The sequence below is a fragment of the Sphingomonas sp. genome (assembly GCF_035998645.1).
In the GTDB taxonomy this organism is placed as follows: Bacteria; Pseudomonadota; Alphaproteobacteria; order Sphingomonadales; family Sphingomonadaceae; genus Sphingomonas.
On record NZ_DASYHL010000005.1, the window covers coordinates 190,779 to 213,938 of the forward strand.

The following is a 23,160-nucleotide window of genomic DNA, read 5'->3' on the forward strand; positions in this document are numbered from 1 at the left end:
CCTTGAGCGATCGCGGCCATATAACGGGCCATGCCCCATTCCGGCTTTGTCCCCCTCCGTATCTTCTCCGCCTACACGATGCTGGAGGGCGCGATCGAGCCCAAGGCGATTGCTTCGCGAGCGCGTGAGCTGGGGTTTCCGGCGGCGGGGCTGTGTGATCGCAACGGGCTCTATGCCGCGATGCCCTATTCCGACGCCGCCAAGAAGGCGGGGGTACAGCCGATCATCGGGTCGCTGCTCTGCGTCGAGCGGCCCGACATGCCCGATGGCGTTACCCCGCCGCTCGACTGGCTGGCGCTGTTGGCGCAGGATGCGACGGGCTACGAAAACCTCTGCCACCTTGTGTCGATGGCGCATCTTGACCGCCCGATCGAGAAGGACGCGCATGTCCCGTTCTCGGCGCTGGACGGGCGCACCGACGGGCTGATCGCGCTGACTGCCGGGCGCGAGGGCGGGCTGACGCGTCTGTTCGCCGAGGAGCAGGACGAGGCAGCGCTGGCCTATGCCGACCGGCTGCAGGGGCTGTTCGGCGACCGGCTGTATATCGAGATCGTCCGGCGACTGGACGAGGTCGAGGCGCGCGCCGAGCCGCGCTTGCTCGAGCTGGCCTATGCCCGTGGCATCCCGATCGTCGCGACCAACCCGGCCTGTTATTCGGTGCCCGATTTCCATCAGGCGCACGACGCGATGCTGTGCATTGCCGGTTCCGCCTATGTCGCGAGCGACGATCGCCAGCGCTCCTCGCCCGATGCGTGGATGAAGCCCGCGACCGAGATGAAGCGGCTGTTCGACGATCTGCCCGAGGCGATCGACAACACGCTGGTCGTGGCGCAGCGCTGTGCCTTTGCCGCGCCGAGGCGCAAGCCAATCCTTCCCAGCCTTGCCGGCGACATCGAGGGTGAGGCGACGCAGCTGCGCGACGACGCGCGCGCCGGGCTGGAGGCGCGGCTGGCCTATGCCGGGATTACCGATCCGGTGAAGCGGCAGGAATATTTCGACCGGCTGGCGTTCGAGACCGACATCATCGTCCAGATGGGGTTTCCGGGCTACTTCCTGATCGTTGCGGACTTTATCAAATGGGCCAAGGCGAACGGGATCCCGGTGGGACCGGGGCGCGGCTCGGGCGCGGGCAGCGTGGTGGCGTGGGCGCTGACGATCACCGACCTCGATCCGCTGGCGCTGGGGTTGCTGTTCGAGCGATTCCTCAACCCGGAACGCGTGTCGATGCCCGACTTCGACATCGACTTTTGCGAAACGCGGCGTGGCGAGGTGATCCGCTACGTTCAGGCGAAATATGGGCGCAATCAGGTCGCGCAGATCATCACATTCGGAACGATGAAGGCGCGCGCGGTGCTCAAGGACACCGGGCGCGTGCTGCAGATGAGCTATGGCCAGGTCGACCGCCTGGCCAAGCTGGTGCCGAACCATCCGACCGACCCATGGACGCTGTCGCGGTCGTTGAACGGGGTGAGCGAGTTCAAGGCCGAGTATGACGGCGCGACCGATGTCCGTCATCTGATCGACCTTGCCATGCGGCTGGAAGGGTTGCCGCGCCACTCGTCCACCCACGCGGCGGGCGTGGTGATCGGCGACCGGCCGCTGGCGGAGCTGGTGCCGCTGTATCGCGACCCGCGCTCCGACATGCCGGTGACGCAGTTCGACATGAAATATGTCGAGGGCGCCGGGCTGGTGAAGTTCGACTTCCTGGGCCTCAAGACGCTGTCGGTGCTGCAAAAGGCGGTCGACCTGCTCGCCGCGCGCAACATCAGCATCGATCTCGCGGCGCTCGGCTGGGACGATCCGGCGGTGTACGAACTGCTCCAGCGCGGTGAGACGGTGGGCGTGTTCCAGCTCGAATCCGAAGGCATGCGGCGCACGCTTACGGCGGTGCGGCCGACCAATTTCGGCGACATCGTCGCGCTCGTCTCGCTCTATCGGCCGGGTCCGATGGACAACATTCCGATGTTCGGCGCGCGCAAGGCCGGGCGCGAGCCGATCGAATATCCGCACCCGTTGCTGGAGGGCATCCTTCAGGAGACCTACGGGATCTTCGTCTATCAGGAACAGGTGATGCAGGCCGCGCAGATTCTGGCCGGCTATTCGCTGGGCGGCGCGGATTTGCTGCGCCGCGCGATGGGCAAGAAGATCAAGGCCGAGATGGACGCGCAGCGCGCGCTGTTCGTCGAGGGCTGTGCGAAGATGAACAATATCTCCGAGGCCAAGGCCAACGAGCTGTTCGACTTGATCGACAAGTTTGCGGGCTACGGCTTCAACAAGTCGCACGCGGCGGCCTATGCGCTGCTCGCCTATCACACGGCGTGGCTGAAGGCGCATTATCCGCACGAATTCTATGCCGCGTCGATGTGCTTCGAACTTGGCCAGACCGAGAAGCTGGCGGTGTTCGTCGAGGATATGAAGCGGCTGGGCACGCCGTGTCTGCCGCCCGACATCAATGCGAGCGAGGCGGAGTTTTCGGTCGCGGAGACGCAAGAGGGCTTCGCCGTCCGCTATGCGCTCGCGGGCCTGAAGGGCGTGGGCGAGAAGGCGATGGAGCTGCTGGTCGAGGAGCGGCAGGCCAAGGGGCGGTTCCAGAGCCTTGATGATTTCGCGCGGCGGGTCGATCCGCGCCTGCTCAACAAGCGGCAGGTCGAGGCGCTGGCCGGGGCGGGGGCGTTCGACAGCGTCGCGCCGGATCGCGCCAAGGTCCATGCCGCCGCCGAGACGATCATGGCGGTGGCACAGCGTACGCATGAAAACCGCACCAGCGGGCAGGGCGGGTTGTTCGGTGAGGCCGAGCCGGTGGGATCGGCGATCCAGTTGCCCAAGAGCGCGAACTGGACATTGGGCCAGCGGATCGAGGCGGAGAAGGAGGCGTTCGGCTTCTTTTTCTCGGCGCATCCGCTCGACCGCTACCAGCATCTCGCCAAGCTGCATTCGGCGCGCAGCATCGCCAGCCTCAACGAGATCGAGATCGCCGAGGGCGGCCGCGCGGGCGCGACGATCGCGGCGCTGATCGAGGATGCGCGTTGGCGCACCTCGGCGCGGGGCAAACGCTACATGATGGCGACGCTCTCGGATGCCAGCGGGACGGTGCCGTGCACCTGTTTCGAGGAGCATACGTCCAAGGAGATGGAGGATGCGGCGCGCATTGGCGGCTGCGGCATCCTGACCGTCGAACTCGACCGGCGGGCGGGTGAGGACAGCGCGCGGGTGACGGTGCGCAAGGTGCAGCCGTTCGAGGGCATGGCCAAGGACGTGCGGCTGACCCTGCGCATGGCGGTGCGCGAGCCCGGCACGCTGGCGGCGGTCGCCAAGTTGCTGGAAGATGCGCGCGGCGGGCGGTGCGAAGTGGTGGTCGATGCGCCGCTGCCTGATGGCGGTGAGGCGGAGCTGGTGCTGGGGCGCAATTTCCGGCTCGACGGCGAACTGGCGACGCGGATCGAGGGGCTGCCGGGGGTCGAGCGGGCTGAGCTCAAGCCGACCGCGCAACCGAGGCTGGCGCTCGCAAGCTGACGCTCCTCCCTTGCATCTGCGCTTTCGAACCCGCAGGATGGGTTTACGGACGCGGAAACCCGCGCGGAACAAGGAGAGTGTGATGCTGGGTGCGATGCAGGATTTCGAGCTTCGGGTACCTCGGGTGATCGAGCATGCCGAGCGCGAATATGGATCGCGCGAAATCATCAGCCGCTGGGCCGATGGCAGCGAGACGCGCACCGACTGGGCCGGGATCGCGCGGGATTCGCGCAAACTGGCGCAGGCGCTGGAGCGGCGGGGGATCAAGCCGGGCGATCGCGTCGCGACGCTGGCGATGAACCACAGCCGCCATCTGGTCGCGTGGCACGGGACGATCGGGATGGGCGGCGTGATCCACACGATCAACCCGCGGCTGTTCGAGGATCAGCTCGCCTATATCGCCAATCACGCCGAAGACCGCGTGCTGATCTATGACCGGATGTTCCAGCCGATCATCGACAAGCTGAAGCCGCAATGGACGACGATCGAGCATTATATCGTGTTCGATGGCGACGGCCCGGACAGTTTCGAGGCGGTGATCGGTGCCGAAGACGGCAATTACACCTGGGTCGAGGGCGGCGAGCGGGAGCCGTGCATGCTCTGCTACACCAGCGGCACGACCGGCAATCCGAAGGGGGTGCTGTACACCCACCGCTCGTCGATGATCCATGCGATGGCCGAGCTTCAGCCGGCGGTGTTCGACCTGTCGACCCAGTCGGTGGTGTTGCCGGTGGTGCCGATGTTCCACGCGGTGGGCTGGGGCCTGCCCTTTGCAGCGCCGATGGCGGGCGTGAAGCTGGTCATGTCGGCGGTGAATGACGGCAAGACACTATGCGACCTGATGAACCGCGAGCGCGTGACGCATACGGCAGGCGTGCCGACCGTGTGGTTCGCGATGTTCCAGCATATGGACGAGACCGGTGAAGCGCCGCAGCACCTGAAGGTCGTGACCATCGGCGGCTCAGCCGCGCCGCGCGCGATGATCGAGCGGATCATGAAGATGGGTGCGCGGGTCAACCATGCCTGGGGCATGACCGAAACCTCGCCGATCGGAACGATGGGCGCGCCGACGCATGACTGGGACGATCTGAGTTTCGAGGACAAGGTCGACAAGACCGTGTTCCAGGGCCGCGCACCGTTCGGCGTCGAGCTGCGCACGGTGGATGATGACGGCGCTGTGCTTCCGCGCGACGGGGTGAGTTCCGGGCGGCTGCAGATCCGCGGGCCGTGGATCATCAAACAGTATTTCCAGGACACGAATGGCCCGTGCCTGACGCAGGATGGCTGGTTCGATACTGGCGATGTCGCCGTGGTGCACCCCGACGGGATCATGCAGATCACCGACCGCGCCAAGGACGTGATCAAGTCCGGCGGCGAGTGGATCAGCTCGGTCGAGCTGGAAAATGCCGCCGTGGGTTGCCCCGGCGTGGCCGAGGCGGCGGCGATCGGCATCCATCATCCCAAATGGGATGAGCGGCCGCTGTTGCTGGTGATCCGCAAGCCGGGGAGCGAGGTCACGGTTGAACAGATCCAGGCGCATCTGGCGATGCAGGTCGCGAAATGGTGGCTGCCCGACGAGATCCACTTCGTTGAGTCATTGCCCCACACCGCGACGGGCAAGCTGCTCAAGATTGCGCTGCGCGAACAATATCGCGACTTCCAGTTCGCGGCGGCGTGACGGGACGGGTCGGTTTCCGGCCCGCCCCCTCGTTGTTCATTCGGCAGCGTGCGCTGGCATGAAACGCGGGTTACGGAGTAGCAGCGCGGCGACCAGTGCCACCAGTAGCCCGACCGGCAGCACTTCGGTCAGCGTGATCAGGATGCGGAACAGCGGGTTGGCGTAGAGCTCCTGCATCTGTGCCATCTGAGCCTGGAACGCAGCGAGTTCGGCTGGGGTCGCGCCCGCCGCGCGCTGCTCTTCCAGCATCTTCGCGCTCATCTGGGCGATATAGTCGCTGCCATTGATCGCCAGCACGGCTTCCCATGCGACGACGTAGAACAGGCTGCCGATCAGCGCGATGGCGACCCCCATGCCAAAGGCGGGCAGGAAGCGGATGACGCCGCCGCCATGATCGTCGCGATGCCGCTTCACCGCCACGAAGATCGCGGTGAAGGCGATCAGCATGATCAGATAGCCGATCGCCATGCCGATCCAGCCGGTTGGCGGGTTGTCCGCCATCAACGTGCCCATCAGGAATAACGGAATGGCGACGACGAAACCGGCGATCACGCCGTAGGCCAGGATGATGCGCTGCATATGAGTCCTCCCGTTCGGTTCAGGTTGCGCGAACTGGGCGTCGGGAACCGTGATGGGCAATCGCCCAAAGGGGTGATTTGCCCCCGATCACCCGAAAAGCGGTCAGGACAGCAGCCCCAGTTCGCGCGCCCGCGCGATCGCATCGGTGCGGCGGCGTGCACCGAGCTTTTCGAACATGCGTGCAACATGGGTCTTGATCGTGTTCGGCGACACGTCGAGCCGCCGGGCAATTTCCTTGTTCGAATGGCCCGCCGCAAGTTCGGTCAGCACCGCCATTTCACGCCCGCTAATGCCAAGCGACTCCTGCGCCTGTGGATTACCCGGCGCGCGCGCGGGTGGCGGGCGTCCAATCACGCGCGCTCCGACATAGAGGCCAAGCGCAAGGAAACCGACGCGACCAGCAAAAGGTAGAGTTCGGTCGAGTGCGTCCGTGCCAGCCAGCGATAGTCGAGCCACTGCAAGGTCGCGGCGCCGACGGCGAGCAATGCACCATAGAGCGCGGCATGCCGCCACCAATATAGTCCGGGCCAATACCGCTTCGCCATCCGTCGAACATCGCCCAGCATGCGTTGTGAGGCAAGTGAAGCTACGCACGCATCAATGTCTGTTCTTGCGCGAAACGAACATCCGGGCTAATGGCCCGCCAGCACAGGGGGCGTCCCTGTGCCTGATTGGAGACGATCATTGCTGGATCAATACCGAATAATGGGCTTTGCCCTGGGTATCGCCAGCACCCTTCCGTAACGCCTGCCCAGGCGAAGCGGGGGTGATGGCATCCCCGCGCAAATCCCGAAATCGATGACTTTGAACCGGGGCCATGGCGCGTGCCTTGCGCCCGGCTGGGATGGGCTATGTTGCATGAACATGATGTGGTCCGCGCCATGCTGGTGCGGGCCGGGCGGGACGTTCCCGCCACGTCGCCGCTTGCCAAGGCGGTGCTGGGCTGGGCGAAGGCGCATGCGCGCTGGTTGTTCGGCGCGCCGGTGCGCAAGCTGGGCTGGCGCGAGTTGAAATTGTTGGCGGCGGAGGCGGAAACTCCGGCGGTAGAATACGCACGCCCGATCGAGATGGCCGCGCGGCTGGGCGCGGCGCTCGGGCTCAGCGAAGCCGACATCCGCGCGCTGCTCGCGATTGTGGCGATCGAGCGCTGCGGTCATGCGCGGACGCTGTCGCGCCTGCTGCTTGATCAGGAAATGGACCTTGGGGAGGTCGTCGCAGGCATTGCGGGCGTCGATCCGCTCGCGGTGCGTCGGCTTGCGCCGGTACGGCTCGGGCTGGTCAGCCTGCACGACCGGCGCGGCGGTGGCGTCGATGTCGAGTGCAGCTGGACGCTCGAGCGCGTGCTCGAACGCGGCCCCGGCACGGATGACGAATTGCTCGAAGCGGTGATCGGGCCGCGCCAGCACGCGCGGCTGGTGCCGGGCGACTTTGCGCGGGTCGCGGGCGAGGTCGACTTCCTCATCCGGCTGCTGGCCTGCGCGATTGCCGCACGCGCTTCGGGCATCAACGTGCTGATCCATGGGCCGCCGGGCACGGGCAAGACCGAACTTGCCCGCACGCTGGCGGCGTCGGCGGGGGCGAGCCTGTTCAGCGTCGGCGAGAGCGATGAATATGGCGAGGAGCCGACGCGCAGCGAGCGGGTCTCGGCGCTCCGGCTAGCGCAGCGGATGCTCGCCGCGCGCGGCGGATCGGCCCTCCTGTTCGACGAGATGGAGGATCTGATCGGCGACGCCGACCCGGGCGATGGCGACTGGATGCGCGGGCGGCGCGGGTCGAAGCTGTGGGTCAACCGCCAGATCGAGACCAACGCCGTGCCGGTCATCTGGACCACCAATGCGGTCGGCAATATCGATCCGGCGATCCTGCGGCGGATGAGCTTCGTGCTGCGACTCGACCCGCCCGCGGGCAAGGGCGCGACGGCGATGATCGAGCGGATCGCGCAGGACGAGCAGCTGGTGTTGCCGGCGGAATTCGGCGCGCTTGCCGATGCCGCGCCCGAGACGGCCAGCATCACCCGCGTTGCGGCGCGGGCGGGGCAGCTGGCGGGTGGGACTGACGACGCGATGCTCGCGGCGCGGTCGCTTGTCGGGGCGTTGCGTAACGGGCGGATCGTGCGGTCGGCGGATCGGGCGATCGACCTCGACCTGTACGAGGGGGATTGCGACATCGCCGCACTGGTCGCTGCCATCGCCGCCCAGGATGCTCCAGCCGACGTCTCGCTGCTGCTCACCGGGCCGCCGGGGACGGGCAAGACTGAGCTTGCCGCGCATCTGGCACGCACGATGGAGCGGCCGCTGATCGTCAAGCGCGCGTCGGACCTGTTGTCCAAATGGGTCGGCGAGACCGAGGCGAACATTGCCGAGGCATTTGCCGAGGCGGAACGGCGTGAGGCGCTGTTGCTGTTCGACGAAGCGGAGTCGATCCTGTTCGACCGCAGCACCGCCAAGGCGAGCTGGGAGGTGACGCAGGTCAACGAGCTGCTGACGTGGCTCGACCGGCATCCGCTTCCGGTCGTTGCCGCGACCAATCATAAAGGGCGGCTCGACCCAGCGGCGTTGCGTCGGTTTGTGTTCAAGCTGGAATTGGGTCCGCTGGGTTGCGCGCGGGCCGCACGGGCGTTCGAGCGGTTCTTTGGGTTTCCCGCTCCGGCAGACCTGATTGAGGTTGCGGGGCTGACTCCGGGCGACTTTGCGGTGGTGCGGCGGCAGTTGCGGTTCGGAAAGGCCGATCCGGCCCGGCTGATCGACCTGTTGCGGGCCGAGGTGGCGGCGAAGCCGGGAGGGCAGGGGCGGATGGGCTTCTAAAACAACTCTCCCTGATCCCCCGCAGGCGGGCGGAACAGATCGCGGCGGAGCGGGGGAAAGGGCTGGTCGAGCCCGAACCGCTTCGCCGCGATCCTGAAACGAGTGCGCAGCAGGTCGGCCCAGGGGCCTTGCCCGCGGAAGCGCGTGTGGAAATTCGGGTCATTGTCGCGCCCGCCGCGCAGGGACTGGATCGTCGCCATCACCTTTGCCGCGCGGTCGGGGAAATGCTCATCGAGCCAGGCGCGGAACAGCGGTGCGACCTCGTGCGGCAGGCGGACGGGGAGGTAGAAGCAGCCCAGCGCCCCCGCCTGCGCCGCGCGCTCCATGATATGCTCGACCTCGTGATCGGTTATCTGGGGGATGATCGGGGAGAGCGAAACAAAGGTCGGAATGCCCGCCGCGCGCAGCTTTGTCACAGCGGCGAGGCGGCGTTCGGGGTGCGGTGCGCGCGGTTCGACGGTGCGCGCGACCATGGGATCAAGCGAGGTGATCGAGAGCATCACCGCCGCCAGCCCCTTTGCCGCCATCGGCCCGAGCAGGTCGATGTCGCGCGTCACCCGGTCGGATTTGGTGGTGATGGTGATCGGGTGGTCGCATTCCGCCAGCACCGCGATACAGCCGCGCGTGATCCGCCAGGTTGCTTCGATCGGCTGATAGGGATCGGTGTTGGTGCCGAACGCGATCGGCTGACAGTCATAGCCGCGCTTGCCCAGCGCCGCGCGGAGGAGGGCGGGGGCGTCGGGCTTGGCGAACAGCTTCGTCTCGAAATCGAGGCCGGGGGACAGGTCATGCCAGGCATGGGTTGGCCGCGCGAAGCAATAGATGCAGCCATGCTCGCACCCGCGATAGGGGTTCACCGACCGGTCGAAGGGGATGTCGGGCGACTGGTTGCGCGACAAAATCGTGCGGGAATGCTCGACCGTGACGGTGGTGCGGAGCGGTGGCGGCGCGCCGTCAATATCGCCGCGCGCGTCCAGCCAGTCACCGTCCGCTTCCCGCGTCGGGAGGGCGAAGCGGGTGCTTTCGCGATTGTGCGTCGCGCCGCGAACGGGGCGGGGGGCGGCCATGCTGCGAGTATAACTGATGCGCGAAACAAAACAAGAACGCTATGCGTGCCCCACACTTTCCCGGTGACCGGACTGGTCGAACCGCCACGAAAAGCCTAGCGGGGCGGCTTGAAGCCGTGGAGGGCCGGATGAAGCGTACAGGCTGGGTGATCTTCAGCGCTGCGGCGATCGTGACGATCGCAATGGGCGTGCGGCAGGCGTTCGGGCTGTTCCTGCCCGATATGAGCACTGACCTGAGCATCGGGCGATCGAGTTTCGGCCTGTCGCTGGCGCTTCAGAACCTGCTGTTCGGGCTGGCCCAACCCTTTGTCGGCGCGTTGGCGGACCGGCATGGCGCGGGGCGCGTGGTGGCGGGCGGGACGTTGCTCTACGCCGCCGGACTGATTGCCGCCTCATTCGCGGGGAGCGCGATCGGGTTGCATCTATCGTTCGGGCTGATGGTCGGGATGGCGTTGTCGGCGACCACGTTCGTCGTCGTGCTCGGCGCGGTCGGGCGTGTCGTGACGCCGGAGCGCCGCAGCATGGCGTTCGGCATCGTCACCGCCGGAGGATCGCTCGGGCAGTTTCTGGTGGTGCCAGCGGGACAGCTGCTGATCGGCGAGCTGGGCTGGCGGATGGCGCTGGTCGCGCTGGCGGGGCTGATCGCGGTGATGCTGGCGCTTGCGGTTGGTGTTTCGGGCAAGCCGCAGGCGGCGGGAGCGCAGGCCGGCGGCGAGGGGCAGACGTTGCGTCAGGCGCTGGGCGAGGCGGCGGGGCATCGTGGGTTCTGGCTGCTCAACGCCGGCTTCTTCGTCTGCGGGTTCCATGTCGCGTTCATCGCGACGCACTTCCCGGCCTATCTGACCGACAAGGGACTGGGGCTGGCGATCGGCGCCAATGCGCTGGCACTGGTCGGGCTGTTCAACATCTTCGGGTCCTATTTGTTCGGCGTGTGGGGCGGCAAGTGGAGCAAGAAAGGGTTACTCGCAGCGCTCTATGCCGCGCGGGGCGTGGTGATGATCGCCTTCCTCGCCGCGCCGCTGACCCCGATGAGCGCGTTGCTGTTCGCGGCGGCGATGGGGTTCCTGTGGCTCGGCACGGTGCCGCTGACCAGCGGACTGGTCGGCCAGATATTTGGCATGCGCTACCTCTCGACGCTCTACGGGATCGTGTTCCTGGGGCATCAGCTGGGCAGCTTTTGCGGCGCGTGGATCGCCGGGCTGATGTTCGACTTGACGGGGAGTTACGACAGCATCTGGGTTGCGTCGGTCGCGCTCGGTTTCATTGCGGCGCTGGTCCATCTGCCGATTTCCGAGCGGCCGGTCGCGCGGCTGCGTGAGGTGGCGGCGTGAAGGCGCTGGCGCTGATCGGCGTCGCCGCGCTGCTCGCAGGCGGATGGTGGCTGTGGCAGCGCGTGGGCGTCGATGTGGCGCTCGGCGCAGTCATCGCGTGGTGCGGCTGAGCGCTATTCCTCGCGCAGGCGCGGCATCAGTTCGACGAAATTGCAGGGGCGGTGGCGGATGTCGAGTTGGGTGGCGAGGATGTCGTCCCAGCCGTCCTTGACCGCGCCGGTGGAGCCGGGAAGCGCGAAGATATAGGTGCCGCGCGCGACGCAGGCGGTGGCGCGTGACTGGATGGTCGAGGTGCCGATCTTGGCATAGCTGAGGAATCGGAACAGCTCGCCAAAGCCCGGGATCATCTTGTCGGCGACGCGCTCTAATGCTTCGGGCGTGACGTCGCGGCCGGTGACGCCGGTGCCGCCGGTGGTGATGATGCAGTCGACCCGCGCGTCATCGATCCATGCATGGAGTTTGCCGACGATCAGGTCTGGGTCGTCGCGGACGATCGCACGGTCGGCCAGTTCATGGCCGACGCCGGTTAGCCGTTCGACCAGCGTGTCGCCCGAGCGGTCATCCGCGTGGGTCCGGGTATCGGAGACGGTGAGGACTGCGATCCGGACCGGCCGGAACGCGATGCTGTCGTCAATTGGCACCGGTCACACGATCGTCCTGCGGCACCGAAGCGGTCATGCGCACTGCCGCCGCGCCGTTGCTGCCCGGCACCTTGGGCCACAGCCCCTGGCTCATCGCGGCACGGCTGCCGCTCTCGCGCCCGGCATGTTTCTCATACATCCAGTAGTTGCGGAGCACGGTCATGACGTAGCCGCGCGTCTCCCAATAGGGGATGCTCTCGATGTAGAGCAGCGGATCGCCCTTGTCGCGGATCTGCACGTTCCAGTTGGTCACCGGGGTTGGCCCGGCATTGTAGGCGGCGATCACCTTAGGCAGCAGGCCGCCGGTAAAGGCCTGGTCGCGCAGCTGTTCGATATAGGATTGGCCGACCTCGATATTGGTCGAGGGGCGGGTGAGGTCGGCGCGACCGATGCTGACGCCGCGCTTGCGGGCGATGTCGGTGGCGGCGGCGGGCATGATCTGCATCAGGCCATATGCACCGGCCGGGCTCTGCACCTTGGCGTCGAAGCGCGATTCCTGAAGCGTGTGGGCGAACACCAGCGCCTTGTCGACGCGCCAGCCGCCATCGGGGGTCCAGTCGGGCGCGGGATAGCGCGCTTCCTCGACCGGGCGCGCGCCGACCGGGCAGTTATGCGTCAGCCACAGCTGCGTCGCGGGCAGGCCGAGCCGTCCGGCGAGGCGCGTGAGCGAGGCGTGTTCGCGCGCGTCGCCGATTTTCGACTGGTGCTTGATGACCTCGCTCGCGAGCGCATCCTCGCCGATCTCGGCCAGCGCCGCCGCAACGCGGACATTGGGGCGGCGGTCGAGCGCCTTCCAGTCGGTAGCGACGAACTTCTCGGCGCGGACGGGCGCTTCCTTCATGCCCAGCGCCTGACGCGCGAGCATGCCGTAAAAGGTCTCGTCATGCTGCGCCGCGCTTTTGAGGCGCGCGCTGACGAGGTCCGGGCGGCCGCATGCCATGTCGGCGCGCGAAGCCCAGTAAAGCCCGGCGGTGCGCTTTTCGGTATCCGCAGCGCGCTGCGCGACTGCAGTGAACGCGGCCTGCGCACCGACGCAGTCATTCTGACGCCATGCGGCAAGGCCCTGTACCCAGTCGGCGAGCGGAGCGAACTCACCGCTGCCGGTCTGAGCGAGCGCAGCGACGCGGCGCGCATCGGCGTCACGACCGATCGTGTAATACATCCACGCAACCCGCTGGCGCCATTCGGTCAGCGTTTCGGGGTCAAGATCGGCGGCGCGGGTGTCGATCAGCACCTCGGCCCCGGGGGCGTCGTCCAGCTTGACCAGCGGGGTCATCGCAGCGGCGACCTGCGCTGCGGCGGCATCCGACTTGGCTGAGCGGTAGCGTTTGCGGATCGGCGCGCCGGCATGCCAGATCATCCGCTGCGCGACGGGCAGTGCGGGCAACTCAGTCGCGCCGCGCAGCTTGGCGAGGCGGGCGATCTGATCGGCCTGCGGCAATTGCGGTCCTTCGCCCAGGACTTCCATCAATTGCGGTAGTTCGACCTTGGGCGATCCTTTGGCGAGGTAGAGTTCGGCGCGGGCGGTTGCGTGAAGCAGGCCGGGGCGCATCGCGGCGAGCTTGATCTGCGCGTCGGCCCAGCGCGCTTCACGGATCGCGGCGAAGACGGCGCGATATGCCTCGCGCTCTTCGCGCGACAGCTGAGCGGGGACGCCGTCGCTCGCTTCGCGCCGGTCGACGCTCGACGGGATACGCTCGTCCGAGGCGTGCGCCATCAGCGGCGCGATCAAGACGCAGGCGGCTAGCAGGATACGCGCAGTCACAGGCTCTGCCCCCCGATTAACAATTGCAGGTCTTTCCAGGCGTCGGCTTTCGCCGCCGGCTTGTTCAGCAGGAAGCGCGGGTGGCGAATGGCGACGACGTCCGATTTTCCGCCAGAATAGTTAAATGGCGTTAAACCTTCACGATTTTTGTCGGCGTCAGTCCCAAGAACGGCACGGCTCGTCGCCTGGCCGAGCAGAAGTAGACGTTGCGGGGCCGCAAGCGCGATGTGGTGTCGGAGGATTTCGCCAAGTTTTTCGTCGAGGTCGCGCGGCACCTGCCCCGTGATCGGTCGGGTGGCGCAGAGTGAGACCAGATAGATCGACTCGCGCGATTGGCCGATCGCCGCGAGAATCCGGTCGAACAGCTTGCCTGCCGCGCCATCCAGCAATGCAGGAGCGGCGCCGTCGAACTCCGGCAGGTCGGTGACGACCATCAGCGGCGCCGTGTGATCACCCTCTGCCGGGGCGAGCGGTTCGCCTGTCGCGGCTTCCGGAGCGCCCGAACCATAGCGCCAGTCGAGAAACGCCTCGATCGTCGCGGGCAGCGGGGCTTCGGGTTCCGGACCGGATGGGACCGGGCGGCCCGGCGTTTCGGGCTGTGCCGTAGGGGCAGGGCGCGCGGTCCAGTCGCGCGGATCGTCCTCGACCAGCACATCGACCCCCGCATCGCGCCACCAGTTGAGTGCGCTTGCGGCTTCGGCCCGCCAGTCCATGACCCCCTCAATACCCATAAACCCACAGAGTCATGCCTTGACGCCAGCGTCAATCTGCCTTCATCGGGGCAGGGACAGAATGCGCCGGACACACGACGAGATGTTACGCCGGTGTTCCGAGAGGAGACAGGAAGTGAGCGAACGCGAGTCGATGCCGTATGACGTGGTGATCGTGGGCGCGGGGCCGGCGGGCCTTGCGGCGGCGATCCGGCTGAAACAGCTGGCCAATGAAGCGGGCCGCGAGATCGCCGTGTGCGTGCTCGAAAAAGGGTCCGAGGTCGGCGCGCATATCCTGTCGGGTGCGGTGATCGATCCCAAGGCGCTCGACGAACTGCTTCCCGAATGGCGCGAGTCCGGCTGCCCGCTGGCGCAGGTGCCGGTAACCGACAATCAGCACTGGCTGCTGTCGAAAAAGGGCAAGTGGGCGATCCCGCACTTCATCACGCCCAAGTTCATGCACAATCAGGGCACCTATACCGGGAGCCTCGGTAGCCTGTGCCGCTGGCTGGCTGAACAGGCGGAGGGGCTGGGGGTCGAGATTTTCCCCGGCTTTGCCGCCGCCGAAATCCTCTACAATGACGACGGGTCGGTGAAGGGCGTCGCGACCGGCGACATGGGCGTGGCGCGTGACGGCACGCGCAAGCATGACTATCAGCCCGGGCTTGAGTTGCATGCGCGCTACACGCTGTTTGGCGAGGGCGTGCGTGGACATCTGTCGAAGCAGGTCCAGCGCCAGTTCGCGCTGTGCGAGGGTGTCGAGCCGCAAATCTATGGCCTTGGCGTCAAGGAATTGTGGGACATCGACCCCGCGCTGCATGAGCCGGGCCGGGTGATCCACACGCAGGGCTGGCCGCTCAACGAGACCGCCGGGTCGAATGGTGGCGGGTTCCTGTACCATCAGGCGAACGGGCAGGTGGCGTTGGGCTTCGTCACCTGGCTCAACTATTCCAACCCCTATCTCTCGCCGTTTCAGGAGATGCAGCGCTGGAAGACCCATCCGGCGATCGCGGAGCTGCTCAAGGGCGGCAAGCGCGTCAGCTATGGCGCGCGGGCGATCAGCGATGGCGGGTTGCAGTCGATCCCCAAGCTGGTGTTCCCGGGCGGCGCGCTGATCGGCGATAGCGCGGGCTTCCTCAACGTGCCGCGGATCAAGGGCACGCATGGCGCGATGAAGAGCGGGATGATGGCGGCCGAGGCAGCGTTCGCTGCGGTTGCGGCTGATCGTTCGGGCGACGAACTGACCGCCTATCCCGAAGCGTTCGCGGCGAGCTGGCTCTACAAGGAGCTGAGCATCGTCCGTAACGTGGTGCCGCTGGTCAAGAAGTTCGGCGATCTCGTCGGATCGGGCCTCGCCAACGTCACCATGTTCCTTGAGAGCTGGGGCATCAAAATGCCCTTCACGCTCGGTCACAAGCCGGACCATGAGAGCCTGTGGCGCAAGGATCTGGTCCAGCCGATCGACTATCCCAAGCCCGATGGCGTGCTGACCTTCGACCGTCTGTCGTCGGTGTTCCTGTCGAACACCAACCATGAGGAGGACCAGCCGGTCCACCTGACGCTGAAGGACCCGGACATCCCGGTCGCCTACGACCTGCCGATGTATGACGAGCCGGCGCAGCGTTATTGCCCGGCGGGCGTTTACGAGATTGTCGGCGAGGAAACGGGCGACCCGAAGTTCGTGATCAACGCGCAGAATTGCGTCCACTGCAAGACCTGTGACATCAAGGATCCGACGCAGAACATCAACTGGGTCGTCCCCGAGGGCGGCGGAGGTCCGAACTATCCCAACATGTAAGCATCTCGTCCTGCCGATCGCGGTACTTGCTCTGGCGCTGCCCGGAACCGCCCGCGCGGACCTAGGCGAATATGTGAAGGCGCGTGCGGCGGCGGCGGACGGTGCGGTTGATGCTGCCGCGGCGGGTTATTCTGCGGCGCTGACGGCTGCACCGGGCGATGAGGTGGTGGCGATTCGTGCCTATCGCAACGCGCTGGCGGCGGGCGATCTGGTGCTGGCGCGGCGCGCGGCGGCAGTGCTCGTGCGATCGGACGTTGCGCCGCCGGATACCGCGATCCTCGCTTTTGCCGATGCGGTGCGCACGCGGGACAAGCTGGCCATCGATGATGCGCTCGGGCGGATTGGGGCGGGGCCGCTCGATTTCCTGACGCCAGTTCTGCGTGCATGGGTTGCATTTGATCGCGGTGGCGATCCGTTTCCGATCCTCGACGGTGCCAGCGAAAGCGGGCTGAGCCGCCGGTACATTGCCGAGCATCGCGCCTTGCTGCTGCTCGCGTCGAAGCGTCGCGACGAAGGAATTGCGGCGTTGCGCGCGGCGATGGGGACCGACCCCGGCAGCATCGACCTGCGCTGGAACGCGGCAAGCCTGCTCGCCGGCATTGGTGAGCGGCGGCTGGCGGGCGAGCTGCTGGCCGGCGACGATCCGACGATGGTGGGGCTGCGCAACGGGCTGGTTGGCGCGCGGCCCGGCACCGCGTTCGCGACGAGTCGCGTGCTGACCCGCCTCGCGGCCGACCTTGGCGGGCAGGAAACCCAGACGCTTGCAATCCTGCTGACGCGTGCAGCGCTGTCGCTCGATCCAAGCGACGATCGCGCGCGGCTGTTGCTTGCTGCGGCGCTGGGTGGGGAGGGCGCGTTCGACCGCGCGCAACTGGTGCTGGGATCGATCAGACCTACCAGCCCCTTTTACGGCGCGGCGCAGGCCGAGCGGATCGAGCTTCGCCGCAAGCAGGGCGATCCCGCGCAAGCGCTGGCGCTCGCGCAATCGCTTGCGACAGCGCGCGGGGCGAGCGAGCGTGACGTGCGGCGCTATGCCGATATCCTGTCCGATCAAGGGCGCGATGGCGAGGCGGCGCCGCTCTATGCCGACGCGCTCGAGCGGGCTGGCGCGGACGCGACCTGGATCCACCATTTGCAGCTCGGCGGCGCGCTTGAGCGATCGGGGAACTGGGCGGCGGCGCTGCCGCATCTTCGCAAGGCGGTGGAACTGGCGCCGGACGAGCCGGTGGCGCTCAATTATCTGGGCTATGCGCAGGTCGAGCGCGGCGAGAATCTGACGGAGGCGGTCGGGTTGCTTGAACTGGCAAACCGACTGCGGCCCGACGATCCCGCGATCACCGACTCGCTCGGCTGGGGTTATTATCGCAGCGGCGATATCGCCCGCGCGCTGCCGCTGCTGGAACAGGCAGCGCAGGGTCAGCCGGGGAGCGTGACAATCAACGAGCATCTTGGCGACGCCTATTGGCGTGCCGGGCGGCGGTTCGAGGCGCGCTATGCCTGGCGCGCGGCATCGATCTATGCCGATGGTGAACAGAAGGCGCGGCTGGCGACGAAGCTGGCTGATGGCGTCGTGCAGAGGATGGCGGCAAACTGATCCTGATCGAGCCCGCTCCGGCCAAGCTCAACCTGGCGCTGCACGTGCGGCGGCGGCGGGATGATGGCTATCACGAACTGGAGACGCTGTTCGCGTTCGTGCGCGACGGTGATGTCGTGCGGCTGGACCCGGACGGCGAGGGCTTTGCGGTCGAAGGGCCGTTCGGTGCGGCGCTCTCGGATGAGGGCGACAATCTGGTGACGCGCGCGCGCGACGCGTTCGGCGCTGCGTTCGGGGTGGCGACGCCGGGGCGGATCATCCTGGACAAGCGCCTGCCGGTCGCATCGGGACTAGGCGGCGGGTCGGCGGATGCTGCGGCGACGCTGCGGCTGTTGGCGCGGCGTGCGGGTGTGTCGATCGATGATCCTCGGTTGTTTGCTGTGGCCGATGGGCTGGGGTCGGACGTTCCAGCGTGCCTCTATGGGCGGACCGCAATCGGAACCGGGCGCGGCGAGCAACTGGAATGGATCGACGGCGCGCCGGGCGTGTCGGTGTTGCTGGTGAATCCGGGGGTGGCGGTTTCGACCGGGGCGGTGTTTCGCGCGTGGAACCAAGTGGATCGAGGGCCGATGCCGGACACTGGCTCGCTGCTTGAGCGCGCTGAAGCGGGCCGTAACGACCTGTATCCGCCCGCGTTGACGGTCGCTCCTTCAATCGCGGACACGGTCGCATGGCTCGCCGCTCAGCCGGGCGCGCAATTGTGCCGCATGTCCGGATCGGGCGCGACCTGCTTCACGACCTTTGCCGACGCAACTTCGTGCCGGGCCGCAGCCGACCGTTTGACGGACGAACATCCTGACTGGTGGTGTCTCGAAACGGTGCTGTCGTGACACTTTGCTGCTTCATAATGGGACGGGTCGAGCACCCCACCAGTGCCCACAGGAGGGGGCGGGCGACTGGCCCCGTTCTTGCTGAGCAGTCTTTGCGGGTCATGCGCCGGGAGCGAGACGCCCGTGGATGGCCCCCGTCTTCGGACGGGCGCCATCCTCGCCCCGCAGGGCACCGATGATCCGCGTTCAATTCGACGAAGCGACCGTGCTGCTCACCCTTGATCGCGCGGGCGCGCGCAACGCGCTGCCGATTGCGGCGTGGGACGCGATTGCCGAAGCTGCGGCGGCGGTTGCGGCGAGCGATGCGCGCGTCCTGATCCTGCAATCGGCGATGCCGGGCATGTTCTCAGCAGGCGCGGACCTCACCGAGTTTGCGGCGCTGGTCGCCGATCCCGCCATGCGCACCCGCTTCCGAACCGCGATGGCGGGTGGGATTGAGGCGTTGGCAGCGCTACCGATCCCGGTGATCGCTGCGGTTGATGGCGGGTGTTTTGGCGCCGCCGTCGCGCTGACGCTGGCGTGCGACATCGTCGTTGCGGGCGATGCGGCGGTGTTTGCGACCACTCCGGCAAAGCTCGGCATCGGCTATCCGGCGCGCGATGTGGCCCGGCTGCGTACGCGGGTGGGGGCGGGGCAGGCGGCGCGGATGTTGTTCACCGGCGACCGGATCGACGCGGATGAGGCCGCGCGCATCGGGCTGGCGCATCTCAGAGTGGCGGATGCGGGCGTGGAGGCACGAGCGATGGCCCAGCAGATTGCGGCCAACGATGCCGGTGCCGTGCGGATGCTGAAGGCCGTCCTTCGCGATTCCGATGCGCCCGGCCATGATCAGGCGTTCGAGGACGCATTCGGATCGCCCGCTTTCGCCCAGCGGCTCGATGCGTTTCTGGCGGGGAAACGATGAGTATCATCGAACGGATCGAGGGCGAGAGCGACGTGCTGATCCTGTGCGATCACGCGAGCAATCATGTTCCCCCCGATATCGATCTTGGCATCGACCCGGCCTTGCTCGACCGCCACATCGCGATCGATATCGGCGCGGCGGCGGTCAGCCGGGGGCTGGCGGCGCGCTTGGGGGCGCCAGCGATCCTTGCCACCGTTTCACGGCTTGTGATCGACCTCAATCGTGAGACTGATGCGCTCGGCCTAATCCCGCACGCTAGCGACGGCCATGCCATTCCCGGCAATGACGGGGCGGATCGCGTCGAGCGAATCGCGCGCTTCCATGCCCCCTATCATCGCGCCATCGCCGCGCAGGTGCGGTCGCAGCGTCCGGCGCTAATTATCTCGGTGCACAGCTTTACCCCTGCGCTGGAAAGCGGCATCGCCGCGCCCCGGCCGTGGGAAGCCGGCATTCTCTACAATCGCGATGCCCGCGCCGCGCGGCTGGCGGTGGACTGGCTGGCGGCGCAGGGCATCGTCACCGGCGACAATGAACCCTATTCGGGCCGCCTGCTCAACGCGACGATGAACCGGCACGCGGAGGCGACGGGAACGCCGTATCTGGGCATCGAGATTCGTAATGATCTTGTCTCCAGCGACGCTGGCGTGACGATGTGGTGCGAAATTCTTGGAAATTTAGTAACATTTGTGCGCAATCCGCTTGCGCAGGGGCGGTCTGCGGCGACATAGGCGCGCCATGACCAACCGTTTCGACAAATCCCGCCTGCCCTCGCGCCACGTCTCCGTCGGCCCCGAGCGCGCGCCGCACCGCAGCTATTACTACGCCATGGGCCTGAGCGAGGAAGAAATCGCGCGCCCGTTCGTCGCGCTCGCCAGCGCGGGCAATGATAGCGCGCCATGCAACACCACGCTCGACGCGCAGGCCGATGCCGCGCGCAAGGGCGTGAGCGACAATGGCGGGATGCCGCGCCGGTTCAACACGATCACCGTGACCGACGGCATCGCGATGGGGCATCAGGGGATGAAATCCTCGCTGGTCAGCCGCGAAGTCATCGCCGACTCGGTCGAACTGAGTGTGCGCGGCCATTGCTATGACGCGCTGGTGGGCTTTGCCGGGTGCGACAAGTCGCTGCCGGGGATGATGATGGCGATGCTGCGCCTCAATATTCCGTCGATCTTCGTCTATGGTGGATCGATCCTGCCGGGCCGCTTCCACGAAAAGGATATCACCGTCGTCGACGTGTTCGAAGTCGTCGGCCGTTTCGCTGCGGGCAACTGTCCGATCAGCGAGGTGCACGCGATGGAAAAGGTCGCATGTCCCGGCCATGGCGCGTGCGGCGGCCAGTTCACCGCCAACACCATGGCCTGTGTCGGCGAGACGATCGGCCTGTCGCTGCCCAACAGCAACATGGTCCCCGCGCCCTATAGCAGCCGTGAGCAGATCGCGATTGCTGCCGGGTATCAGGTGATGGACCTGATCGAGCGCAATTTGCGGCCGCGCGACATCTGTACGCGCGAAGCGTTCATCAATGCGGCGCGCGTTGTCGCGGCGACCGGTGGATCGACCAATGCCGCGCTGCACCTGCCGGCGATGGCGCATGAGGCGGGCATCGACTTCGACCTGTTCGATGTGGCAGATGCCTTTAAATCAACGCCTTACATCGCTGACCTCAAGCCGGGTGGGAAGTATGTCGCCAAGGACATGTACGAAGCCGGCGGCGTGTACATGCTCATGAAGACGATGCTGGCGAACGGCCTTCTGCATGGCAATTGCATGACGGTGACCGGCAAGACGCTGGGTGAGAATATCGATCAGGTGACGTGGAATCCGGACCAGAAGGTCATCTACGACGTCAAGACGCCGATCACCCCGACTGGGGGCGTCGTGGGCTTGCGCGGCAGCCTGGCCCCCGATGGCGCGATCGTGAAGGTGGCGGGGATGAGCCGCCTCGTTTTCGAAGGGCCGGCACGCTGTTTCGACTGTGAAGAGGATGCCTTTGCTGCGGTCGAGGCGCGATCCATCAACGAGGGCGAGGTGATCATCATTCGCTATGAAGGGCCGAAGGGTGGACCGGGCATGCGCGAGATGCTGTCGACCACTGCCGCGCTCTATGGGCTGGGGCTGGGCGAGAAGGTCGCACTGATCACCGATGGGCGATTCTCGGGTGGAACGCGCGGCTTCTGCATTGGTCATGTCGGGCCGGAGGCGGCCGAGGGCGGGCCGATCGCGCTGGTCGAGGATGGCGACGCGATCCGCATCGATGCGGAGGCGGGGACGATCGACCTGCTCGTTGCCGACGAAGTGCTGGCCGAGCGCCGCGCGCGCTGGCAGCCGCGCAGCAATGACTATCAATCAGGCGCGCTATGGCGCTATGCGCAGAATGTCGGACCTGCCTATAAGGGGGCGGTGACGCATCCGGGGGCGAAGTCCGAAACGCATGTCTTTGCGGATATCTAGTTATGTGGGCGCGGCTGCGCTGCTGACGCTCGCCGCCTGCGATCCGGGACCGGTCAAGACCAAGGCGGATCATGCGCAGGACGCGCGCGCGCAGCAGGCGCGTGACGCCGCGGAGGGGCGCATTCCGTGCGCGCTGGGTGGCGGCGATGACTTCACCACGCGCTGCACCATCGACCGCGCGCAGACGCAGGACGGGCTGATCCTGACGGTTCGCCACCCCGATGGCGGGTTCCACCGACTGCGGGTCACGCGCGACGGGCGCGGCGTGATCGCCGCCGATGGCGCCAGTGCAGCGACCGTGACGATCATCGACAAGGATGCGATCGAAGTGGCGATCGACGATGCGCGCTATCGCCTGCCCGCGACGGTGAAGGGCGCGGCGAAGAAGTGAACGCAACGGGGCGATGGGGCTGGGCGCTGTTCTGGCTGATCATCGCGGTCGCTGCAGCGTGGTTCCTAACCGACTCGTTCCGCTTTATCGCCACGCGCGAGGCTCCGACCGGCGAGACCTTCTGGGGGCGGCGCATCTGGTATTTCGCGCATGTCGCGCTTGCCATTCCCGTGCTGCTGATCGCGCCGATCCAGTTTGCGGCGTCGGTGCGTGGGCGCTGGCCATGGCTGCATCGTGGGCTGGGCCGGGTGTATCTTGCCGCATCGCTGCTTGGCGGGCTGTCTGCGCTGCATCTGGGCGGCACGATCGCCGCGCAGGAGACGCAGGTGCCGCTGACGCTGTTCGCGGCGGTGTGGATCGGCTTTGTCATGGTGGCGTGGCAGGCAGCGCGGCGGCGGCGGTTCGATTTGCATCATGCTTTTGTGATCCGCGCGACCGCAATTGCTCTGTCGTTCGTGTGGGTACGGATGATGGCCGCCGGGGATGGGGTGCTGTTGGGCTTCATCGAGAATGCCGAACTGCGCGCAGCAACGCGCGGCTGGCTGAGCTTCGTCCTGCCGCTGCTGGTCGTGGAGGCCTGGCTGTCGTGGGGGCCGGCCGCCAAACTGCTATTTGCACCACGCCAAGATTGAGCCTATCGCCGTCCGCGCCAGAGGGCCGGGCGGCCGCGTTGCATGCAAGTGCACCGAGGAAAGTCCGGGCTCCACGGAAAAACGGTGCCGGGTAACGCCCGGCGGTCCCGGTTCGCCGGGGTCAGGGAAAGTGCCACAGAGAGCAGACCGTCCACTGCCCCTCGGGGTAAGGACAAGGGTGAAAGGGTGCGGCAAGAGCGCACCGCGCGACCGGCAACGGAAGCGGCACGGCAAACCCCACCGGGAGCAAGATCGAATAGGGACCGCGCATGGGGAGTTCCGCCCCGCGGTCCGGGTTGATTGCTTGAGCCCCCATGCAAATGTGGGCCTAGAGGAATGGTCGCCTATCGCGCGCACCTCCCCTTGGGGAAAGGGCCGCGTGGACAGAACCCGGCTTACAGGCCCTCTGGCACCTGATTTCGTCTGAATTGCGGGGCTTGTCACCGCATCCCCCGCTGGGGGATAA

The 23,160-nt window shown here is 66.8% G+C and carries 19 protein-coding genes and 1 other RNA gene; 13 read left to right on the forward strand and 7 right to left on the reverse strand.

Annotation, left to right across the window (positions count from 1 at the left end):
• Positions 1-30 precede the first annotated feature (30 nt).
• Together dnaE and VGN66_RS14575 are read left to right on the forward strand one after the other, a co-directional pair.
• A complete protein-coding gene (gene dnaE, locus VGN66_RS14570; RefSeq protein ID WP_327519544.1) occupies positions 31-3,513 on the forward strand; it encodes a DNA polymerase III subunit alpha in 3,483 nt (1,160 codons plus the stop codon).
• Between the two features lie 82 nt (positions 3,514-3,595).
• Positions 3,596-5,191, forward strand: coding sequence for a long-chain fatty acid--CoA ligase (locus VGN66_RS14575; RefSeq protein ID WP_327519545.1), 1,596 nt, complete (start codon positions 3,596-3,598; stop codon positions 5,189-5,191).
• Between the two features lie 36 nt (positions 5,192-5,227).
• On the opposite strand, the gene VGN66_RS14580 is transcribed toward VGN66_RS14575, so the two are convergent.
• From VGN66_RS14580 to VGN66_RS14590, 3 genes are all read right to left on the reverse strand, one after another.
• Positions 5,228-5,770 (reverse strand): DUF4199 domain-containing protein, encoded by a 543-nt coding sequence (locus VGN66_RS14580; RefSeq protein WP_327519546.1) that lies wholly within the window; start codon positions 5,768-5,770, stop codon positions 5,228-5,230.
• Positions 5,771-5,872: 102 nt separating this feature from the next.
• Positions 5,873-6,124 carry a response regulator transcription factor gene (locus VGN66_RS14585; protein ID WP_327519547.1) on the reverse strand — a complete coding sequence of 84 codons (252 nt, stop codon included), beginning with the start codon at positions 6,122-6,124 and terminating at the stop codon, positions 5,873-5,875.
• The gene (locus VGN66_RS14590; protein WP_327519548.1) at positions 6,121-6,315 is read right to left on the reverse strand and encodes a hypothetical protein; all 195 of its coding nucleotides are present in this window, start codon (positions 6,313-6,315) and stop codon (positions 6,121-6,123) included. Before VGN66_RS14590 ends, VGN66_RS14585 begins: the two co-directional genes overlap by 4 nt.
• Before the next feature lie 306 nt (positions 6,316-6,621).
• Between VGN66_RS14590 and VGN66_RS14595 the strand changes: the two genes are divergently transcribed.
• Positions 6,622-8,574 (forward strand): AAA family ATPase, encoded by a 1,953-nt coding sequence (locus VGN66_RS14595; protein ID WP_327519549.1) that lies wholly within the window; start codon positions 6,622-6,624, stop codon positions 8,572-8,574.
• On the opposite strand, the gene VGN66_RS14600 is transcribed toward VGN66_RS14595, so the two are convergent.
• Positions 8,571-9,641, reverse strand: a complete 1,071-nt coding sequence (locus VGN66_RS14600) for a PA0069 family radical SAM protein (protein ID WP_327519550.1) — start codon at positions 9,639-9,641, stop codon at positions 8,571-8,573. The genes VGN66_RS14595 and VGN66_RS14600 overlap by 4 nt on opposite strands.
• A 128-nt stretch (positions 9,642-9,769) precedes the next feature.
• On the opposite strand from VGN66_RS14600, the gene VGN66_RS14605 reads away from it, so the two are divergent.
• Entirely contained in the window at positions 9,770-10,972 is a 1,203-nt protein-coding gene (locus VGN66_RS14605; RefSeq protein WP_327519551.1) for an MFS transporter, read from the forward strand.
• Positions 10,973-11,085: 113 nt separating this feature from the next.
• Here the strand turns inward: VGN66_RS14605 and moaB are convergent, their stop codons facing one another.
• From moaB to VGN66_RS14620, 3 genes are read right to left on the reverse strand one after another with little or no spacing between them, the layout of a single operon-like run.
• The gene (moaB, locus tag VGN66_RS14610) at positions 11,086-11,613 is read right to left on the reverse strand and encodes a molybdenum cofactor biosynthesis protein B (RefSeq protein ID WP_327519552.1); all 528 of its coding nucleotides are present in this window, start codon (positions 11,611-11,613) and stop codon (positions 11,086-11,088) included.
• The gene (locus VGN66_RS14615) at positions 11,603-13,378 is read right to left on the reverse strand and encodes a lytic transglycosylase domain-containing protein (protein ID WP_327519553.1); all 1,776 of its coding nucleotides are present in this window, start codon (positions 13,376-13,378) and stop codon (positions 11,603-11,605) included. The genes moaB and VGN66_RS14615 overlap by 11 nt, the downstream gene beginning before the upstream one ends.
• Positions 13,375-14,109 carry a uracil-DNA glycosylase family protein gene (locus VGN66_RS14620; RefSeq protein ID WP_327519554.1) on the reverse strand — a complete coding sequence of 245 codons (735 nt, stop codon included), beginning with the start codon at positions 14,107-14,109 and terminating at the stop codon, positions 13,375-13,377. The genes VGN66_RS14615 and VGN66_RS14620 overlap by 4 nt, the downstream gene beginning before the upstream one ends.
• A gap of 115 nt (positions 14,110-14,224) precedes the next feature.
• On the opposite strand from VGN66_RS14620, the gene VGN66_RS14625 reads away from it, so the two are divergent.
• From VGN66_RS14625 to rnpB, 9 genes are all read left to right on the forward strand, one after another.
• Positions 14,225-15,886 carry an electron transfer flavoprotein-ubiquinone oxidoreductase gene (locus tag VGN66_RS14625; RefSeq protein WP_327519555.1) on the forward strand — a complete coding sequence of 554 codons (1,662 nt, stop codon included), beginning with the start codon at positions 14,225-14,227 and terminating at the stop codon, positions 15,884-15,886.
• A gap of 73 nt (positions 15,887-15,959) precedes the next feature.
• Positions 15,960-17,480, forward strand: a complete 1,521-nt coding sequence (locus VGN66_RS14630; RefSeq protein WP_327519556.1) for a tetratricopeptide repeat protein — start codon at positions 15,960-15,962, stop codon at positions 17,478-17,480.
• Entirely contained in the window at positions 17,480-18,310 is an 831-nt protein-coding gene (locus tag VGN66_RS14635; RefSeq protein ID WP_327520275.1) for a 4-(cytidine 5'-diphospho)-2-C-methyl-D-erythritol kinase, read from the forward strand. The genes VGN66_RS14630 and VGN66_RS14635 overlap by 1 nt, the downstream gene beginning before the upstream one ends.
• 175 nt (positions 18,311-18,485) lie before the next feature.
• On the forward strand, positions 18,486-19,214 hold the full coding sequence (locus VGN66_RS14640) for an enoyl-CoA hydratase/isomerase family protein (protein WP_327519557.1): 729 nt from the start codon (positions 18,486-18,488) through the stop codon (positions 19,212-19,214).
• Positions 19,211-19,942, forward strand: coding sequence for an N-formylglutamate amidohydrolase (locus VGN66_RS14645; RefSeq protein ID WP_327519558.1), 732 nt, complete (start codon positions 19,211-19,213; stop codon positions 19,940-19,942). Before VGN66_RS14640 ends, VGN66_RS14645 begins: the two co-directional genes overlap by 4 nt.
• Positions 19,943-19,949: 7 nt before the next feature.
• Complete coding sequence (gene ilvD, locus VGN66_RS14650; RefSeq protein ID WP_327519559.1) at positions 19,950-21,671, forward strand: dihydroxy-acid dehydratase; 1,722 nt, start codon at positions 19,950-19,952, stop codon at positions 21,669-21,671.
• A 4-nt stretch (positions 21,672-21,675) separates the two neighbouring features.
• Positions 21,676-22,062 (forward strand): hypothetical protein, encoded by a 387-nt coding sequence (locus VGN66_RS14655; protein WP_327519560.1) that lies wholly within the window; start codon positions 21,676-21,678, stop codon positions 22,060-22,062.
• On the forward strand, positions 22,059-22,694 hold the full coding sequence (locus VGN66_RS14660) for a DUF2306 domain-containing protein (protein ID WP_327519561.1): 636 nt from the start codon (positions 22,059-22,061) through the stop codon (positions 22,692-22,694). Before VGN66_RS14655 ends, VGN66_RS14660 begins: the two co-directional genes overlap by 4 nt.
• Before the next feature lie 17 nt (positions 22,695-22,711).
• An RNA gene (rnpB, locus tag VGN66_RS14665) (RNase P RNA component class A) lies at positions 22,712-23,108 on the forward strand.
• The last annotated feature ends 52 nt before the right edge of the window (positions 23,109-23,160 follow it).

What these genes read in the sequence shown, in the direction of transcription:
- VGN66_RS14605 (WP_327519551.1), top strand. Translation starts at nt 9,770, where the DNA reads ATGAAGCGTACAGGCTGGGTGATCTTCAGCGCTGCGGCGATCGTGACG.
- dnaE (WP_327519544.1), top strand. Translation starts at nt 31, where the DNA reads ATGCCCCATTCCGGCTTTGTCCCCCTCCGTATCTTCTCCGCCTACACG.
- VGN66_RS14590 (WP_327519548.1), bottom strand. Translation starts at nt 6,315, where the DNA reads ATGGCGAAGCGGTATTGGCCCGGACTATATTGGTGGCGGCATGCCGCG.
- VGN66_RS14580 (WP_327519546.1), bottom strand. Translation starts at nt 5,770, where the DNA reads ATGCAGCGCATCATCCTGGCCTACGGCGTGATCGCCGGTTTCGTCGTC.
- VGN66_RS14600 (WP_327519550.1), bottom strand. Translation starts at nt 9,641, where the DNA reads ATGGCCGCCCCCCGCCCCGTTCGCGGCGCGACGCACAATCGCGAAAGC.
- ilvD (WP_327519559.1), top strand. Translation starts at nt 19,950, where the DNA reads ATGACCAACCGTTTCGACAAATCCCGCCTGCCCTCGCGCCACGTCTCC.
- VGN66_RS14640 (WP_327519557.1), top strand. Translation starts at nt 18,486, where the DNA reads ATGATCCGCGTTCAATTCGACGAAGCGACCGTGCTGCTCACCCTTGAT.
- VGN66_RS14645 (WP_327519558.1), top strand. Translation starts at nt 19,211, where the DNA reads ATGAGTATCATCGAACGGATCGAGGGCGAGAGCGACGTGCTGATCCTG.
- VGN66_RS14595 (WP_327519549.1), top strand. Translation starts at nt 6,622, where the DNA reads ATGTTGCATGAACATGATGTGGTCCGCGCCATGCTGGTGCGGGCCGGG.
- VGN66_RS14575 (WP_327519545.1), top strand. Translation starts at nt 3,596, where the DNA reads ATGCTGGGTGCGATGCAGGATTTCGAGCTTCGGGTACCTCGGGTGATC.
- VGN66_RS14620 (WP_327519554.1), bottom strand. Translation starts at nt 14,109, where the DNA reads ATGGGTATTGAGGGGGTCATGGACTGGCGGGCCGAAGCCGCAAGCGCA.